General features: G+C 69.2%; 15 protein-coding genes. 8 read left to right on the forward strand and 7 right to left on the reverse strand.

The window, feature by feature from the left end; translation table 11 throughout:
• Positions 1–140 precede the first annotated feature (140 nt).
• The 3 genes from ACFV9J_RS10730 to ACFV9J_RS10740 form a co-directional block, all read right to left on the reverse strand.
• The gene (locus ACFV9J_RS10730) at positions 141–1,439 is read right to left on the reverse strand and encodes a multiprotein-bridging factor 1 family protein (protein WP_385352618.1); all 1,299 of its coding nucleotides are present in this window, start codon (positions 1,437–1,439) and stop codon (positions 141–143) included.
• 237 nt (positions 1,440–1,676) lie between these two features.
• A complete protein-coding gene (locus ACFV9J_RS10735) occupies positions 1,677–1,913 on the reverse strand; it encodes a DUF397 domain-containing protein (protein WP_385352620.1) in 237 nt (78 codons plus the stop codon).
• Positions 1,910–2,791: a helix-turn-helix domain-containing protein gene (locus ACFV9J_RS10740; RefSeq protein ID WP_385352622.1), complete on the reverse strand. Its 882-nt coding sequence runs from the start codon at positions 2,789–2,791 to the stop codon at positions 1,910–1,912. Before ACFV9J_RS10740 ends, ACFV9J_RS10735 begins: the two co-directional genes overlap by 4 nt.
• 338 nt (positions 2,792–3,129) lie before the next feature.
• Here ACFV9J_RS10740 and ACFV9J_RS10745 point away from each other — a divergent pair, with 338 nt between their 5' ends.
• The 7 genes from ACFV9J_RS10745 to ACFV9J_RS10775 all read left to right on the forward strand — a co-directional run bounded on the left by ACFV9J_RS10745 (position 3,130) and on the right by ACFV9J_RS10775 (position 10,244).
• A complete protein-coding gene (locus ACFV9J_RS10745) occupies positions 3,130–4,041 on the forward strand; it encodes an ATP-binding protein (protein WP_385352624.1) in 912 nt (303 codons plus the stop codon).
• Positions 4,042–4,704: 663 nt separating this feature from the next.
• Entirely contained in the window at positions 4,705–5,817 is a 1,113-nt protein-coding gene (locus ACFV9J_RS10750; RefSeq protein ID WP_385352626.1) for a glycosyltransferase family 4 protein, read from the forward strand.
• Entirely contained in the window at positions 5,814–6,503 is a 690-nt protein-coding gene (locus ACFV9J_RS10755; protein WP_385352628.1) for a hypothetical protein, read from the forward strand. Before ACFV9J_RS10750 ends, ACFV9J_RS10755 begins: the two co-directional genes overlap by 4 nt.
• A gap of 12 nt (positions 6,504–6,515) precedes the next feature.
• Positions 6,516–7,307, forward strand: coding sequence for a class II aldolase/adducin family protein (locus ACFV9J_RS10760; protein ID WP_385352630.1), 792 nt, complete (start codon positions 6,516–6,518; stop codon positions 7,305–7,307).
• A gap of 88 nt (positions 7,308–7,395) precedes the next feature.
• Positions 7,396–8,715: a UDP-N-acetylglucosamine 1-carboxyvinyltransferase gene (murA, locus tag ACFV9J_RS10765; protein ID WP_385352632.1), complete on the forward strand. Its 1,320-nt coding sequence runs from the start codon at positions 7,396–7,398 to the stop codon at positions 8,713–8,715.
• Positions 8,716–8,782: 67 nt separating this feature from the next.
• Positions 8,783–9,934 carry a hypothetical protein gene (locus tag ACFV9J_RS10770; RefSeq protein WP_385352634.1) on the forward strand — a complete coding sequence of 384 codons (1,152 nt, stop codon included), beginning with the start codon at positions 8,783–8,785 and terminating at the stop codon, positions 9,932–9,934.
• Positions 9,816–10,244 carry a helix-turn-helix domain-containing protein gene (locus tag ACFV9J_RS10775; protein WP_385352636.1) on the forward strand — a complete coding sequence of 143 codons (429 nt, stop codon included), beginning with the start codon at positions 9,816–9,818 and terminating at the stop codon, positions 10,242–10,244. The genes ACFV9J_RS10770 and ACFV9J_RS10775 overlap by 119 nt, the downstream gene beginning before the upstream one ends.
• Here ACFV9J_RS10775 and ACFV9J_RS10780 read toward each other — a convergent pair.
• The 4 genes from ACFV9J_RS10780 to ACFV9J_RS10795 form a co-directional block, all read right to left on the reverse strand.
• A complete protein-coding gene (locus tag ACFV9J_RS10780; RefSeq protein WP_385352638.1) occupies positions 10,232–11,902 on the reverse strand; it encodes a relaxase/mobilization nuclease domain-containing protein in 1,671 nt (556 codons plus the stop codon). The genes ACFV9J_RS10775 and ACFV9J_RS10780 overlap by 13 nt on opposite strands.
• Before the next feature lie 4 nt (positions 11,903–11,906).
• Positions 11,907–12,512, reverse strand: a complete 606-nt coding sequence (locus tag ACFV9J_RS10785) for a plasmid mobilization protein (RefSeq protein WP_385352640.1) — start codon at positions 12,510–12,512, stop codon at positions 11,907–11,909.
• 533 nt (positions 12,513–13,045) lie between these two features.
• Positions 13,046–13,738 carry an ATP-binding protein gene (locus tag ACFV9J_RS10790; RefSeq protein ID WP_385352908.1) on the reverse strand — a complete coding sequence of 231 codons (693 nt, stop codon included), beginning with the start codon at positions 13,736–13,738 and terminating at the stop codon, positions 13,046–13,048.
• Positions 13,735–14,688 (reverse strand): hypothetical protein, encoded by a 954-nt coding sequence (locus tag ACFV9J_RS10795; RefSeq protein ID WP_385352642.1) that lies wholly within the window; start codon positions 14,686–14,688, stop codon positions 13,735–13,737. Before ACFV9J_RS10795 ends, ACFV9J_RS10790 begins: the two co-directional genes overlap by 4 nt.
• Before the next feature lie 439 nt (positions 14,689–15,127).
• Here ACFV9J_RS10795 and ACFV9J_RS10800 point away from each other — a divergent pair, with 439 nt between their 5' ends.
• Positions 15,128–15,385 carry a helix-turn-helix domain-containing protein gene (locus ACFV9J_RS10800; protein ID WP_385352644.1) on the forward strand — a complete coding sequence of 86 codons (258 nt, stop codon included), beginning with the start codon at positions 15,128–15,130 and terminating at the stop codon, positions 15,383–15,385.
• Positions 15,386–15,495: the final 110 nt, after the last annotated feature.

Genomic DNA, 15,495 nt, shown 5'->3' on the forward strand with positions numbered 1-15,495 from the left:
ATCGAGCCGCAGCCGGATGATCACCGTCAATGCCCCGGCAACCGTGGGGTAGGAAGCCTGTCCCGATAGGGGACAAAGGGCTTGTCCCGAGCCAGGACACGAGGCCCGTCCCGAAATGGGACATGCAGCCAGGGACTGAGTCAGTAGGCCACGGCCCGCGTCAAGTCTCGGACACCGGATGCGCGGGGGTGTCGCGAGCCCAAGGCGGTCACGATGTCTCTGATTGCGGGCCGGTCGCGAACTTCTCCGGGGCTCACCCGTAGCGCTGCCAGTAGCTCCTGGGCGGTTTGTTCGGGCTTGCCCCATTGCCACCAGGCACGGGCCAGGTCGGTGTGCATCCGGCTCTTGCGCTCGGCCGTGGGAAAGAGTTCCGCTCGCAGTCCCCGCCCGGCTTCGAGTGCTGCGCCGGCGTCACCCAGGGCCCAGTGCACTCCAACCGCATAGAGGTCGACCGCCGGCGGCGAGATCCGGAACAGCCGGTCTGCGGGCGGCGATGCGGGTAGCCGACGTGCCGCGTTCCGAGCTTCGGAGATCATGTCCAGGGCCTGGCCGCGGTCACCCGCTCTTGCCGCCGTGTACGACGTCGTGCATAGCAGTTGGGTGTAAGCAGATGCCTGGGCCTCGGTGGCGAGGCCCGTGGCTTCGACATCGGCGGCGGCTCGCAGGACGAGGCGTTGTGCGGTGGCTGCCTGATCCTGGTGACGCAGGACGACCCCCAGTTCCCTGGCTGCGGCGGCGGCTGCCAGAGGCGAACCGGACAGAGAGGCGTACGTCGTGGCGCGATCGGCCGTGATGCGAGCCCTGTCGTATCGGCCGATTTTCACCAGGGCTTGCGTGGCCAGGGTGTAGCAGGCGGAAAGGCGGGCGTGGTCCAGGTCGGAGCGGGAGCGCGCGGCGTTGTGTGCGTCGCCCAGTAGGCCCGGGAGTTCGCGGAGCAGGACGGCATGCTGCCCTGCCTCGAACAGTCGGCGCGCGTGGGCGAGCCGGGCATCGGTCGGCACCGTGCTCCCGGAGGGTGCGGGGGTGTCGGCGAGGGCGTCGTCGACGGCCAGGAGCAGAGAGGCCGGCATGGCCGTCCCCGCGGCGGCGAGCAGCGTACGGCGGCGCATCGGGTCCTCCTCGGCGTCACGGGGAACGTCCGCCGTCACTCTAGTGCGGGTGGGCGCCGCGAAGGTGACGAAACCGCAGGCAGCCGCCAACAGCGCTGAGGGCAGACCGACCGCTGCGGCGGCGGCCCGGAGCAGGCGCATGTCGGCGATGCGCCCGCTGCCTTCCAGTCGGGACACGGTGGAGGCCGAGCAGCCGATTCGGGAACCGAGATCGGTCTGGCGCCACCCTCGGTGTCGTCGGCCGAGTCGGATGAGCCCGCCGGGATCACGCTGTTCGGCCAGGTTCCGGGCCTCCGGGGAGGACCAGACACCTAACTCGGTGATGAGCATCAGCCCTCCCGAACGGTCATTGAACGGGGCCCCAACCGTAGGGGTCGGGCGAGTACTTCGTCGATGGCGTGTGCATCATCTGCATGCGGCACGAGTGGAGTGTCCGGGCTGTCGGCACGTCACCCACACAGCGCGCCGCGTCGTTGTCCGGCCGTGCTGGAAGCCGGCGTACGCCCACGGTGGCCCGCCTCGTTTCGTCCGAGGAGAGCCACCATGGGCATCGCGGCAGCTCGCGGGTCAGGCGCTCAGACGTGTCCCGAGTGCGTCGGCGCGGACGCCGGCCGTGAAAGCGGCCCACGACGTCTTCGGGAACACGAGCCCGGGGCCCTTCTTGTCCTTCGAGTCGCGTATGACGATGTCGGTCGCCAGGTCGGCTGCTTCGAGGCAGTTCCCCTCCGCGCCGCTGCTGTAGGAGGACTTGAACCAGGCGCACTCGGAGGCCAGGTCTGCAGCCTTCGTGTGGGTAGTGGTCACGGTGTCAACTTTCTTTCGAGATCCCGTTGGACTTCATCGAGGAAGCGCGGCGTCTCGTGGGGTGCGAGCGCTGCGGCCCGCAGGGCGTCGAACCTGCGGGAGTACTTGCCGACGTCGGGCCTCTTGTCAGTAACGCTGGCCTGCCCGCCGGGCTGGTCGGCCTGGACGATCCGTCCCAGCGGCTCGCCCATGTCCAGGACCGCGAAGTTCTGACTGGCCCGGTAGCCGGTGGAGGCCGCGGGCAGGATCTGCACGGTGACGTGGTCCGACGAGGCAAGGCGTTTGATCTCCTCGTACTGCTCGGCCATCACCTCCCGGCTGCCGATCGTGCTGCGGACAGCGTCCTCGCCCATGATGACCCACAGGTCCCGGGGCTCGGCCTTGGTGATGAGCGCCTTGCGCTCCATGCGCAAGGAAACGTTGGCGTCGATGAACTCGGTGGTCGTCTCGTCCACGGCTTTCGCGGACAGGAGTAGTTCGCGGGCGTAGTTCTCCGTCTGGAGAAGGCCGAAGACCAGTGAGGGCTGCCAGGCCGCGATGGACACCGCGTCGGTCTCCATCCCGACGTACTCGCGCATGCCCTTGGTCAGGTGCGGTGTGTAGGGCACCCACCAGCCCTCTTGCAGGGACTCCCGGTGAATGATCAGGAGGCTGTCGACGACCTCGTGGTCGTCCACGCCGTAGTGGGCGAGCAGGTCCTTGAGGTCCTTCGGGTTCGGGAGGCTGGTCCTGCCCCTCTCGACGCGCCACAGCTTCTCGGCGGAGAAGCCGAGGGCGGAGGCGACGTCCTCTCGGCGCATACCGAGGTCTTCTCGCATCTTGGCGAGCACTTTGCCCATGTGCACCCGCCGGCTGGTCGGTCCCTTCGGTGCGGCCACTGGCCTTCCTCTCGTGTCATGCCGAGGGCACACTCCGGTCGGGCTGGGTCCGACCGTCCCCGAGTCCGGTTCGAGCTTCCCCGAGCCTGGCCCAGTCGGCCCCAAGTGCCCCTTGCCGATGCCCAGGTCGGGAGTCTGCCAGCCCCGGTTCCGCTTGCACAGACAAGGGTCCGTTCCATCGCATATGCCATCTGCCGTGAAAATTGCATGCGCCATTGCATGGCAACTCTTCCGTGCAACACAGTAGTTGAGCCGCAGCACAGCGTGACTGGCCCAGGTGGAATCCGCTGCCCTGCCGTGCTCTCGCACGATCCCCGTGAGCTCCCGGAGGTACAGGTATGTCTTCGACCGCGACGCACACGCACGCTGATGCCACCAGGCCGCTCGGGGCGCGGGCGGGGCATGAACTCTGCATCGCCCGAGACCCGGCCTCGGTGCCTGGCGGCATCACCGATGGAGACGCCCTGTGGCCCGGCCGTCTCCGCCGGGTCGTGCGGGCGGCCCTGCACCGCTGGAAGCGGCCCGACCTGGTGACGCCCGAGGAGCTACTGACGACCGAACTGGTCACCAACGCCCTCCGGCACGGTCAGGCGGCGGAGATCCGCTACCGCCTCTATCTCACCGCTGCTGACCTGGTGACCGAGGTGCGGGACGGTTCCGCGAACCTCGCAGTGCTTCGGCATGCCGCTCCACACGAGGAGGCCGGCCGTGGCCTCTTCCTCGTCCATGCCATGGCTGACGCCTGGGGAGTCAGTTCCGACGGTGCGACGACCTGGTGCACCCTCTCGCTCCACCAAGGAGGCGACATCCCTTTGGCAACCAACCCTCCACCTGTGCCGGTATCGAGGCGGTACCCCACCATCAGCCTGCCGGGTGACGGCAGCGCCGCGATCCGAGCCCGGACGATCGCTCGCACCGGACTCACGGTCATGGGGTGGCAGGGTTCGGTCCACGCGGCCTCGGACGTGGTCGGCCGACTCGTGCAGAACGGTGTCGAGCACGGCGTTGGCGACCGCTTCGACCAGCGGGTCACGGTTGATCTGCGGCTCGACGAGGCCGAGCATCTGGTCATCGACGTACGTGATCCCAACCCGTCGTTTCCCGACTTCGACAGGGCACAGGCGGGCGGCGTAGGGCGCGGCCTGTGGGAGGTACGCCGGCTCGGCGCGGTGGTGACCTGCTTCCTCTCGCCGGAGCACCAGGGCAAGACCGTGCGCGCCACGATGGCGCCCGGGCCGGTGCAACCGTGACCACCGCCCGCACGGCGTTCCGGCTTGTTCCGGAGCTGGTCGACGCGAACGTCCCCGATGACCCCGTGGCTGAAGACATGGCGGATCTCGCCGCTCGCGTCCGCGCTCTGCTCGACCTCGATACGGGGCGAGGCACTCGGGTCCCGCTCGGAGGCAATCTCTTCGATGTCGTAGTCACGGGAGGCGGGGTCGAGGGGCACGCCGTGGCCGTGTTGATGGACGAGGTCCAGCGAGGCTGCGGGCCTGTGATCGATGATCCGGGCGGTGGCTGGCTCTACTGGCTGGTCCCGCCCGGTTCGGCGGAGGCGTGGGAGCCGCATGACCACGCGGTGTGCGTCGGAGCCCCGCACACGATCACGCTGCCTGCTCTCAGCAGTCGCGCGTCTCCCGGACCGTACTGGCTCCGCCCGTGCGCGAGTGACCGGCTCGTTCCCACGAAGCCGCTCCGCCGGGCGGTGGATCGGTGCCGACCCTCGCCGGTCCCTCACTCGGCGCTCAGCCTCCACCTCGGCTCTCCCACCCGGTAGGTCCGGTGTGCAGAGCCTGCACACCGACTGCACGTACTGACAGTCGATCTCCACGCCGAGCCGAGCCGTGGTGCCGTCATGTCAGCAGCTAGGCACATCCCATCCCGTTGCAGAGCTTCCCCTGAAGGAGGCAGTCGTGATTCCGCACGTCGTCCTTACCTGGGTGACCACCGCCCGCGGAGGAGCGGAGAACTCCGTCGCCGAGCTGGCGGACAACCTGTCCAGGCTGGTGCCCAGCGTGGAGGTGGTGTGGTGGCGCCGGGGCGGCCCGGCCGCCGGCCGCTGCACCCCCGCCCGCGTACACGAGGTCTCGGACTGGGGCGCCTACCAGCAGGCGTTCGTCCGTGCCTGCGCGCCGGCCGACGACCGTCCCGTAGTAGTGATCTCCAACCACCGCACCGCAGCAGCGGACGTGGCTCTGGCGCCCCATGCCCGGGTCATCCCAGTCATCCGGCACGTGGTCAACGCCGACCAGGTGCTCCGGGTGATCGACCCAGGCACCGGCTCCATGGTTGAGCGAACCGTGGGCGACCTGCCGTGGGATCTGTTGTCCTCCGTGCCCGTGTGGGTGGGCATCTCCCACGCGTCGTCTGCCGCGTTCCGCGTCCACGCCCCGCGAGCCCGGTACGTGAGCACCATCCACAACGGCGTCGCCATCCCGGCCACCGTTCCCGACGGCACCCGACCGGCCACGGGGCGACTCCTCATCGCCTCCGTTGCCCGTACCGTGCCGTGGAAGCGGACGGACCACCTCGTGCGCGCGGTCGCCGACCCTCGCCTGTCCACGGCGGTGCGGCTCGACGTGTTCGGCGAGGCGGGCTCTCACCAGGCCGAGCTGGAGACCCTGGCGCGCGAACTCGCGGCCCCCGTCCGCTTCGTGGGCTACGCCGACGATCTCCCTCAGCGACTCACCGGATACGACCTGCTGGCCACCGCCGCCGTGCAGGAGGGCTTCGGCCGCGCCGTCATCGACGCGGCCGGGGCCGCGATCCCTGCGTTGGTGCCCCAGGCCGGAGCCAGCCCCGAACTCGTCCTGGACGGCTTGACCGGCATGGTCTACGACCCCGACGACCCGTGGGATCTCGTGGCCGCCCTCACCGACGCACTGCTCGACCGCGAGGCACTGGCCAGGATGGGCAGGGCGGCCCGAGCGCTGGCCGAAGCCTGGTACACCCCGGGGCGTTGCGCCGCCCAGTATCTGACGCTGGTGATGGGTCAGGCGCCGCGCTCTCTGGCAGCAGCGCCGTGACGGCCCCCGGCCCTCTTCTCGGCGAGGTCCTGCGCCTGGGCGACGACCCCCTCCTCAAGGACTGGGGTGTCGACGCTCTGGACAGCAGGCCCATCGTGGAGATCGGCGACGTCGCCGGGGCGGTCTACGACCTCGTCGACAAGGCCCTGGACGGTCGTCCGCGCATTCATCCGAGCGCCTACATCTCACCGCTGGCCAATGTGCACGACGACGTGGTGATCGGTCCCGGAGCCCGGGTCCACGAGTACTCGACCGTGCGCGGCCGGACGGTCGTCTCGGCAGACGTCCACATCGGGTACGGCTGCGAGGTCTCCCGCAGCGTCCTCGCCCGGGGCAGCGTCCTGTCGCACCGGGCGACCATCGGATGCGCCGTCATCGGATGCGACGCCTACTTTGCCTCCGGCCTCGTCATCGGCGTCTGCGTGTTGTCCAACCCCGACATGCTCCACCCCTCGCGGCCCGTCCACTTCGCCCTGCCGGACGGCCGCCGGGTGGACACCGGTGAGCCGAAGTGGGGAGCGATCGTCGCGAGCGGCGTCCGCGCAGGTGTTCGCGTCACTCTCGGCCCCGGAGCTGTCGTCGGTGCCGGGGCCGTCCTGCACGCGGGAGTCACCGTCCCCACGGCGTGGATTCCCCCGCATAGCGCCGTTCGCCTACCGGGCGCCGGCTTCCAGCTCGACACGTGAAGGAGTCACGTCATGCTCTACGAACCCGAGCGTCAGCACCTCGCACGCATCGTGGACGACCTGCTCGCCTGGGACGTACTCAACCCGGCCGGCGGCGCGGTGTCGGTACGTCTCCCGGACGGAAATGTGCTCATGTCCTGCACCCGGCTCGCCTTCGACCGCTGGAAGGTGAGCGTCCGTGACTTCGTCGTCCTCGCGCCCGACGGAGCGATCGTCGAGCAGACCGGCGGGCTGGGCGCGTCCGGCACTCCCACCCACCTGGACTTGTACCGGATGCTGCCCCGCGCCGGGGCGATCGTGCACGCCCACGCTCCCTACACCCTGGCCTTCGCGTCCCTGGGGCTGCCCGTGCCGAGCGTGACGAACCGCGCCGACACCTTCGGCGAGATCCCCTGCCTGCACGCCGACGACAGCACGGTGAAAGCCGAGTTCCTGGCTGACCCGGTGCCGCTGGACCTGCCGGAGGGCATGGTGCAGCGCCCGGACGTGGCCGCCGTCAACCTGCTGGCGTACCGCCCGCAACTGGAGGAGATCATCGCCCCGCGCGCCGACGAACTGATACGCCACGGGCTCGCCTTCACCCTCTACCGCCACGGCGCGTTCACCGTTGGCCGGCACCTGGAGGAGACCGCCGACCTGATGCTGCGCCTGGAAGAGACCTCCCGCACCGCCCTGCTCCAGGCGCAACTGACGGGCGGAACCATCTACCCCAATCGCCTGTATCGGGCCGAACGGCGGAGTCACGACGGTGCAACCATGACCACACCAGTATCGTCGTATCTCACGAGACGGGATTCGATCTAGGTAAATTACTGTTTTCCGTCTCCGGTCACCGACTTAGCGAGACAGGAAACATCACGAGATGGATAGAGGGACCTTCAAGGGGCGTCCAATGGCCACTGACCGCCACGCCTACCGCATCACCGGCGGAGTACCGCTGCGCGGCACAGTCGAGGCATCCGGGGCGAAGAACGCCGTAACCAAGGAACTCGTCGCCACGCTACTGACCGACGAACCCTGTGTGCTGCACGGCGTGCCACGCATCCTGGAGGTGGACATCGTCCTCGGCATGCTCGCCGAGCTGGGCACCGAGGTGATCTGGCTCGGCGAGCACACCGTACGGGTGCACACGCCGAAGGCCATGAGCACGTCGCTGTCGTCCATGTACTCGGGCGTGAACCGGATTCCCATCCTGATGATGGGACCGCTGTTGCACCGTCGTGGCGAGGCGGTGGTGCCACTGCCCGGCGGCTGCACCATCGGGAAGCGCCCCATCGACTTCCACCTCCAAGGACTGCATCAGATGGGCGCCGACACCGTCGACCGCCCGGGCTCCGTGAAGGTCAGCGCGAACCGGCTCACCGGCGCGCACGTTCAGTTGCCGTTCCCCTCGGTGGGGGCCACGGAGAACCTGCTCCTGGCAGCGGTCCTCGCCAAGGGGACGACAGTGATCTCCAACGCGGCCGTCGAACCCGAGATCGTCGATCTGGTGCTGATGCTCCAGAAGATGGGCGCCCTCATCACCATCGACACCGACCGCACGCTCACCGTCGTCGGCGTCGAAGCGCTCCGCGGCGTCGAGCACCGCACCGTGGCCGACCGCATCGAGATCGCCTCGTTCGCGGCAGCGGCTGTGGCGACGGGCGGGCGCATCGAAGTACGCGGCGCCCGGCAGGACCACCTGATCACCTTCCTCAACGTCCTGCGCCACATCGGCGGCGACTTCACCGAAACCGAACATGGCCTGGAGTTCTTCCGAGGCGGGGAGCTGAGGGCCACCGACATCGAGACCGGAGTCCACCCCGGGTTCATGACCGACTGGCAGCAGCCCATCACCGTCCTGCTCACGCAGGCGAACGGCACCTCCGTCGTCCACGAGACCATCTACGAGGACCGCTTCGGCTACGCCGAACAGCTCAGCCGTGCCATGGGAGCCGAGATCGAGCTGACCACCCGGTGCCTGGGAGCTTCCGCCTGCCGCTGGCACAACCGCGACTTCCTGCACACCGCCAAGATCAGCGGCCCGAGCAAGCTCAAGGCCGCCGACCTGACCATCCCCGACCTGCGCGCCGGTTTCGGCTACGTCCTCGCAGCCCTGGTCGCCGACGGCACCAGCACGATCAGCGGCACCCGCTACCTGGAACGCGGCTACGAGGAGCCCGTCGCCAAGCTGACCGCTGTCGGCGCGCGCATCACCACCCAACCCGTCTGACCATCCGCGTCGCCTGCCCGTGCAAGCCGGGCGGGCAGCGTGGATCCGGCCCGAGAGGACCCAGCCCGTGCGCATTCCTGTTCCGAGCCTGCCGACGCAACGCATCTGGGAACCCGTCATCGACCAGCACGAAACCTGGCTGGCGGTCAATCCGGTCCAGGGCTGCCCGAAAGCGTGCGGCTACTGCTACCTGCGCGACCGCGCGCAGACCCTCGTCAAACCGACCGAGCTGGCGACCCCGCGACAGACGGCCGAGCTGCTCAAGGCCAGCCCCTTCTTCCACCCGCACGCCGTGCTCGCCCTCTACACCTGCACCGACGCCTTGTCGACGCCGCGTACCCGAGCGCACCTCGTCGCCCTGCTCGGCGAACTGGTCGCCATGGGCTTACGCAACCCGGTGTGCCTGATCACGAAGTGCGCCGTCACGGACGAGGTCGCCGACGCCATCTCCGACGCACGGGCTGCCGGTGTCCCCGTCATCGTGTACCTCAGCTACTCGGGCCTGGGGCCGGACATCGAGCGCGGCATCGACCACGAGGCGCTGCGCGCCACGTTCCCGCGCCTGCATGTGCGCGGCATTCCCGTGATCCACTACTGGCGCCCGCTGATGCCGGCGAACGCCGCCCCCGAAACCATCACCCGTGTCCTGGACTGGGCTGCCCGCTACTCGACCTGCACCGTAGCAGTGGGCCTGAAGGTCAAACGAGGTGCCCGTGAGCAGATGACCGAGCTGTGGCCCGCACTCGGCTCCGAGGATCTCCCCCTCGAATCGGCGGACGCCGTGTGGCCACGCCAGACCTGGGACGTTCTGGAGACTCTCCCCACCCGCTACCCCGACCACCCCATCTACCAGACCAACTCCTGCGCACTGGCTCACGTACTGCGGCGCTCCGACATCCACGGAGTTCACGCCAGCCCGACCTGCGCCGCAAACCACTGCCCGGCCGACCAGCGCACACGGTGTGCCTCTGCCGTCCCGCCGCGGGTCACCAGCGACGACGTTCGCAGCAGCCTCGTATGGCTCGGCGTGCCCGCGATCGGCTCGGTCGACTGGAACGCGGAGCATCGGACCGCCACCGTCCAGGGAGCCCTCAGCATCCGTGACCGCAACAACGTCTCCCAGCGGCTCGTCATCTCGGTCCGGGCCTCGCGCGACGAAGCCGACCGCTACTGGTCCGGTCGGCTCGAAGGAGGCCGGCCACTCGTCATCGACTCGTAGCAACTGCGGCAGATCGCTGAAGGAGCCGGGCTCGCCAGCCACATCGCCGACGGAGGAATCGGACCCCGCGGGCGGCACTACGTGCATCAAGGCCGAACTGGCCCGCCTGCTCCTCGCCCTGCGGACCGAACGTGGCTGGTCCGTGTACGACGTCGAACGGCGCAGTGGTGTCAGCCGTTCGACGCTGTCACGGATGGAACGGGCGGTGACCGACCCGACGGTGACCATGCTCGCTGCGGTGTGCCGAGCGTACGGCCACCCCGCCTCGCGCCTCCTCGCTGAAGCCGAGGCTCTTGATCAACGCCGCTGACCAGGATGACGCGGCGGAGATGGGGCAACACCAGATCCCGTGATGTGGCGTGCCTTCGCTGCCTGGGCTCGTGGGCCCGGAACGTGGCGCTCACCGAGGCGCCGGATGCGCCACGTCAACGCGCGGGCGGGGCTGTGGGCGTCGTCAAGAGTGCGCTGGGTGAGTGCCTGGTCCAGGAGAGCGGAAGCGTTGTGGCCTGTGGCTTCCGCCTCGGCGAGGACGGTGGCGAGGGAGTTCCAGGCCGGGTCGCCAAGGATGCGTTCGGCGTGCTCGGGGACGGCCTGCCGCAGGTGGTAGGCGTACCGGTTCTTGGCCTGCGGGCTCGGGGCTCGGGTGGCCAGGGTGACGAGGACTGGCTCCGAGACCTGGGTGTACACGGCTTGCAAGCGGACCAGGGTGTCTTCGGCGGCTGCCTGCTGCTGGGCGTGCTGACGGGTGCGGTGCCAGTGCATGGCATAGGCAACAGCGGTGAGCGCGGCGTCCAGCAGCATCGCCAGGCCTGCACCGTCCCCATGACGCGTCGGCTCGTTCCAGATCGCTTGGACACCGCGGCGCAGGGCGCGAGCGCTGGCGTGGTCGGCGGCGATGCGGGAACGGGTCGCCCGCTCGAACGCGACGGCCGCCTGTTCGAGTTCGCCTCGCACCTCGGCCGGGGACGCCATGGGGAGCAGGTCGAGGGCCGCGCCGAGAGCTGCCATCTGTCCTTGGGCCACATCGTCGGTGCTGTGCGTGAGGTGGTGGAGGATGCGTTCGGTGGCGGCGGTGGCCTGATGCCACGGGTTGGTCGGCCGACCGACGACAGGCTCTGGGGTAGTCGGGTCGAGGCGTTGGCGGATCTTCGGCAGTGAGAGGTCGCCGGCGAGCGTTGAGCCCGAGTACCAGACCGGTTCTTGTTGCTTGTTGACGTCACCGGGCAGGGCGACGCTGTAGCCGGTCACATCGCCGGACGGCGCCGTCTTAGCGCGGATCTTCACGCCCGTGGCCTGCAGGAATGTGAAGAATTCTGCTTCGGAGGAGGCGGCGGCCATGGCCCGGCGTACGCGCGTGCGCAGAACGTCCCGTGCCGTGGCATCCTGTCCCAGGCGCTTGGCTTTGAAGTGCTCCTTGCTGGTGGGGCGCTTGGCGGCGGTACCGTCGCCGGGCCTCAGCCGTCTCAGTCCGAAGTCCTTCTCGATCCTGCGTGCCTCGCGCTGGACGGCTCGGATGTCGTGATCACGGCGGGGGCGACGGCCGTCCTGGCGCACCAAGGTGGCGGCGATATGGATGTGGTCGTCCGCGTGGCGCACCGCGACCCAGCGGCAGCCTTCGGCGTCCCCCGCTGGAGCGATACCGGCGGCGGCCACGACCCGACGGGCGATCTCAGCCCACTGCGTGTCGGTCAGGATCGGGTCCTCGGGGGCGGCACGGACCGGGCAATGCCAGACGGTCGTCTTGGGCGCCTGGTGGCCCAGCATGGCGACGGGCTGGTCAAGCTGTGTGGAGAGCTGCTTCTCCACATCCTTGGGGGCTCGGTGCGGGCTACGACCTGGATCCGGCGCGAAGCCGTTCCAGGAAGCGACCACGTGCGGGTCGACGTGCTCGTTCGCCGCCCCCTTGCCGAAGAGATAGGCGATCAGGCGGCGGGTGCTGCCCTTGCCCAGAATGATCTTCGGTATCACCGGCTCACCTACCCTCGACGACTTGCGCAACGGCACTGTCGACATGTGCGACGGCCGCTTCGACGCGCTCCAGGAGGCTGCGGACCGCATCGAGCTGAGGCCAGGGATCGTCCTTGTTGAGGTGCCAGGCGAGCTGATTGAGGTTGTTGCCGACGCCACCGAGCTGCCGGTTGGCGGCCATCAGAGCCTTCACCATCGACCGGTAGTCGGCGACGGCTGACGCGGGGTCTTCGGCACGGGCAGCGGCCAGTGACGCCTCGGCGACGTAGCCTCCGATCGCCATCCCGCTGATGGCGGCGGCGTGCTGCAGATCGGCAAACTCACGATCGCTGTAGCGAGGATGAACGCGGCGCTCACGCAGGCGCGTCTGACGCAGTCGGCGACGCGGCGAGGGCTGCTGCGTGGTGTGCGAAGGCGTCGCGATGGCCCCTTCCCTGGACGGCTCCCCAAGGCCGGCCGTGCCCGGTGCCCCCGCGCCGGACACCTTCGCCGCTCCAGAGGCGGCGGGCGGGTAAGGACTCCTTACCCGACAACTTGCTGCGCTGTCGGGGGCCGGGGTGGTGCTTTCCTGACCGGTGTTGTCGGGATTGTGGTGATGTGCCTGGTGCATGGGTGCTCTCCGGGGTGGTGCTCTGTGGCGAAGACTGTGTTGCAGCAGTAGGGCTGGGACGGTCCCGGACCATGTGTGTTGAGGTCCGCGTTCCTGAGCGGACGAGTGGGGACCGCGTCCCGCCCGGCCGACTCATCACGTTCGGGACCGCGCTGCCTGTCCCCGGTCCCCTGACCTCCTGGTCCCGAGAAGATGGGGACACGGTGGGCACGGTCTCGGCGATCGACTTCAGGCCATGTGTCAGGGAGCCTTATGCGCTGCCACATCGGCAGTGACCTGCAGCTATGCCGAGGGTTGGACCCCGTCTGTCGCGGGACCGTCCGGGACCGGTCCCCAAAACGGGTGGGGACCGTCCTCAGTTTCACGGGACCGGTCCCCACCTCAGTCGGTCACGGTCCCCGAACCGGGACGTGTCTGGTCCCCGCACGATTGCTCCCCGGTCCCCGGTCCCCGGTCCCCAGTCCCCGGTCCGCGACGGGACCGCGGCCGGTCCCCGCCCGGTGACGACCACGCCGGGACCACATGGGTGCAGTTCAGGCGGGCCGATGGCGTCGCCGGTCGGGGCCTTTGAGAACGACCCGTTCCGTCATCTCGGCGAGGCGGGAGGCGACCCGGTCGCCGAGGGCGGTGCGCAGCTCGGCGGTCGGGAGGTTGGTGGTGATGAGGGTGGGGAGCAGGTGCTCGTACCGGTGGTTTATGAGCCGGTAGGTCAGCTCCTCGGTCCACTCGCTGGTCTTGGCCGCGCCCAGGTCGTCCAGGAGCAATAGCGGGCTCCGCGCCAGGGTCTGGAGGTCGCGTTCGGCGTCGTGGCCGGCACGGGGGCGCAGGCGGGCGTACAGGTCGGCGGTGGTGACGGCTTCCCAGCGCAGCCGGACGCCGCGGGTGAGGAGGGCGCGGACGGCTCCGTACGCCTGGTGCGTCTTGCCGGTGCCGGTGGGGCCGGCGATCAGCAGCGATGGCCCTTCGGCGATGCCGGGCCCGCTGGGACCGGGGCGTCCGGCATGAGCGATCTGGTCGGCCCAGGCGGTGATTTCGGGGTGGTCGGCGAGGGCCCGGCGGTAGCGGGCGGGTATGCGGGCATCGGCCAGCTCCAGGGCGGTGACGGGCTCTGTGGGCGGCTCCGCCGCTACGGTGCGGGGATCGATGCCGCGGCCCGCCAGGATGCCGTTCAGGCGTTCGGCGAGAGGGCCGACGTGCCGGGGTTCGCGAGTGAGGGTGGAGGTCAGAGCTCTTCTCCATAGGCGGCTTCGACATCGGCGGGGTTTGTCCACGCCCTGTGGACGACGGGCGCGGGTGCGGCGTTCATGGCCTCGTGCACCAGGCTCGGCAGCACGCTGGGATGCAGGCCCTTGGCCCGGTGACGGGTGAGTCCTGCCCTGATGTGGTCGGGATCGATGCCCTCGGCGAGCAGCTTGCGCACCTCGCGGCCGAGATGGCCCAGGACTCCCTGGGGCGGGCGGTGGGGACACGCGGCGGTGTACTCGGCGATGAGCTGATTCGCCGAGACGCTGTCCGGTGCGTGGGCGCTCGCGCCCCCCGAAGGGGTAGATCCTAGATCCACGATCCTAGGTCCTAGATCCGGACCGTGAGGTGTCACTGAAGCCTTACGATCGCCTCCGTGCTGCTTCAGGTACGGCTCACTGAATGCCGCTTGGCCTGCGGGTTTACTGACTGGGCCCGCACTCGCTGAGGACTCGGGAGTGTCCCGTGCCTCCTCACGGAGACCTCCGTGAGGGTTCGTTGCATCGGCCCGGACGGCTCCGTGCGACGTCGTCGGGGCGGCTTCCGTGACGGCGATCGCCTCGGTCGGGTCCGGGGCGCCGGTCGCAGGGCCGTGGTGAGGGCAGCCGGGGATGCGGCTCTTGCTGGCACGGTTGATCTTCTGGTGCTTGTGCCACGTGACGACGTGCAGGTAGCGCTTGTCGTCCGGCCCCTTGTACCGGCAGATCAGGCCGGCGTCCGAGAGTTGGGCGAGGTCCTTCTCGACCTCGGCGGGGGTGTGCTCCGGGCGCAGAACCCACAGCTGCCCGGCGATGATCGCCGCGTGGTCGCGAGAGCGCCCCTGGTCGTCGGCCTGGGTGAGCAGACCGAAGAAGGTGCGCTCGGCGGTGAGGGTGACGGCGGCGAGTGATTCGGAGACGAAGGCTTCGGGTTTGATCGTGCGGATGCGTGCCAAGAGCAGGTTCCCTTACTCGGCGGCCGGTGAGCGAGCATGCATCGGCCACCGTCGATCGTGACGGGGCGGGGAGAGGGGAAGGCCGGCCGTGGCGCGAGGTTTGCAGGGAGCAGGGTGCGCCTTCGGGGCGTCGTCAACATAGCCACATCCGGGCGACAGAAGTCCAGCCCTATCCTGCCAAATCTCTGACGGCAGAAAGGGTGACGCTGGAATCCTCTCCGGAGGCGGCCGGGGATAAAACGGTAGGGCACGATCGGCGGTTGACCAAAAAGTTGCTCTGGTTGTCGAGCCAGAAGGATCACATCCAGAAACCGTTGACGCCTTGCGCGAAGCGAAGCTACAACACAACACCCGCCGTGAGCTGCGGCGCACGGAGAGCGCAACATAGCCGACGATCGCCGGTTAACCAAACCGGCGAATGCATCCGAGAATTGGAGACATGGCAGCACGTTCATTGGAAATCGGCCCAGCCGGAAAAAGGACCGCCCGCACTATCGAGAACCTCCGAACCGAGCGCGGACTGGCCCAGCGAGAGCTGGCCGCTCGCGTCACCGCCCTCGGCCGGCCGATGTCCAACACGATGCTGTCCCGCATCGAACGTGCGCAGCGCCGCTGCGACATCGATGATCTGCTCGCCCTCGCGCAGGCACTGCGCGTCTCGGCTCGCACCCTTCTCCAGGACTCCGCGACCGGTTGACGCCGACCTCTCCACGCCGTGTCCGCTCCATTTCGTCCCCAGTGAGGATCCCTCGCCGTTGCACCGATCCGCGATACGCCCTGCCCGTCTCTCCCCGCAGCGCAGCCGAG

It is taken from the genome of Streptomyces sp. NPDC059906, assembly GCF_042730645.1.
In the GTDB taxonomy this organism is placed as follows: Bacteria; Actinomycetota; Actinomycetes; order Streptomycetales; family Streptomycetaceae; genus Streptomyces; species Streptomyces rubrogriseus.

What these genes read in the sequence shown, in the direction of transcription:
- ACFV9J_RS10730 (WP_385352618.1), bottom strand. Translation starts at nt 1,439, where the DNA reads ATGCTCATCACCGAGTTAGGTGTCTGGTCCTCCCCGGAGGCCCGGAAC.
- ACFV9J_RS10785 (WP_385352640.1), bottom strand. Translation starts at nt 12,512, where the DNA reads ATGCACCAGGCACATCACCACAATCCCGACAACACCGGTCAGGAAAGC.
- ACFV9J_RS10800 (WP_385352644.1), top strand. Translation starts at nt 15,128, where the DNA reads ATGGCAGCACGTTCATTGGAAATCGGCCCAGCCGGAAAAAGGACCGCC.
- ACFV9J_RS10745 (WP_385352624.1), top strand. Translation starts at nt 3,130, where the DNA reads ATGTCTTCGACCGCGACGCACACGCACGCTGATGCCACCAGGCCGCTC.
- murA (WP_385352632.1), top strand. Translation starts at nt 7,396, where the DNA reads ATGGCCACTGACCGCCACGCCTACCGCATCACCGGCGGAGTACCGCTG.
- ACFV9J_RS10760 (WP_385352630.1), top strand. Translation starts at nt 6,516, where the DNA reads ATGCTCTACGAACCCGAGCGTCAGCACCTCGCACGCATCGTGGACGAC.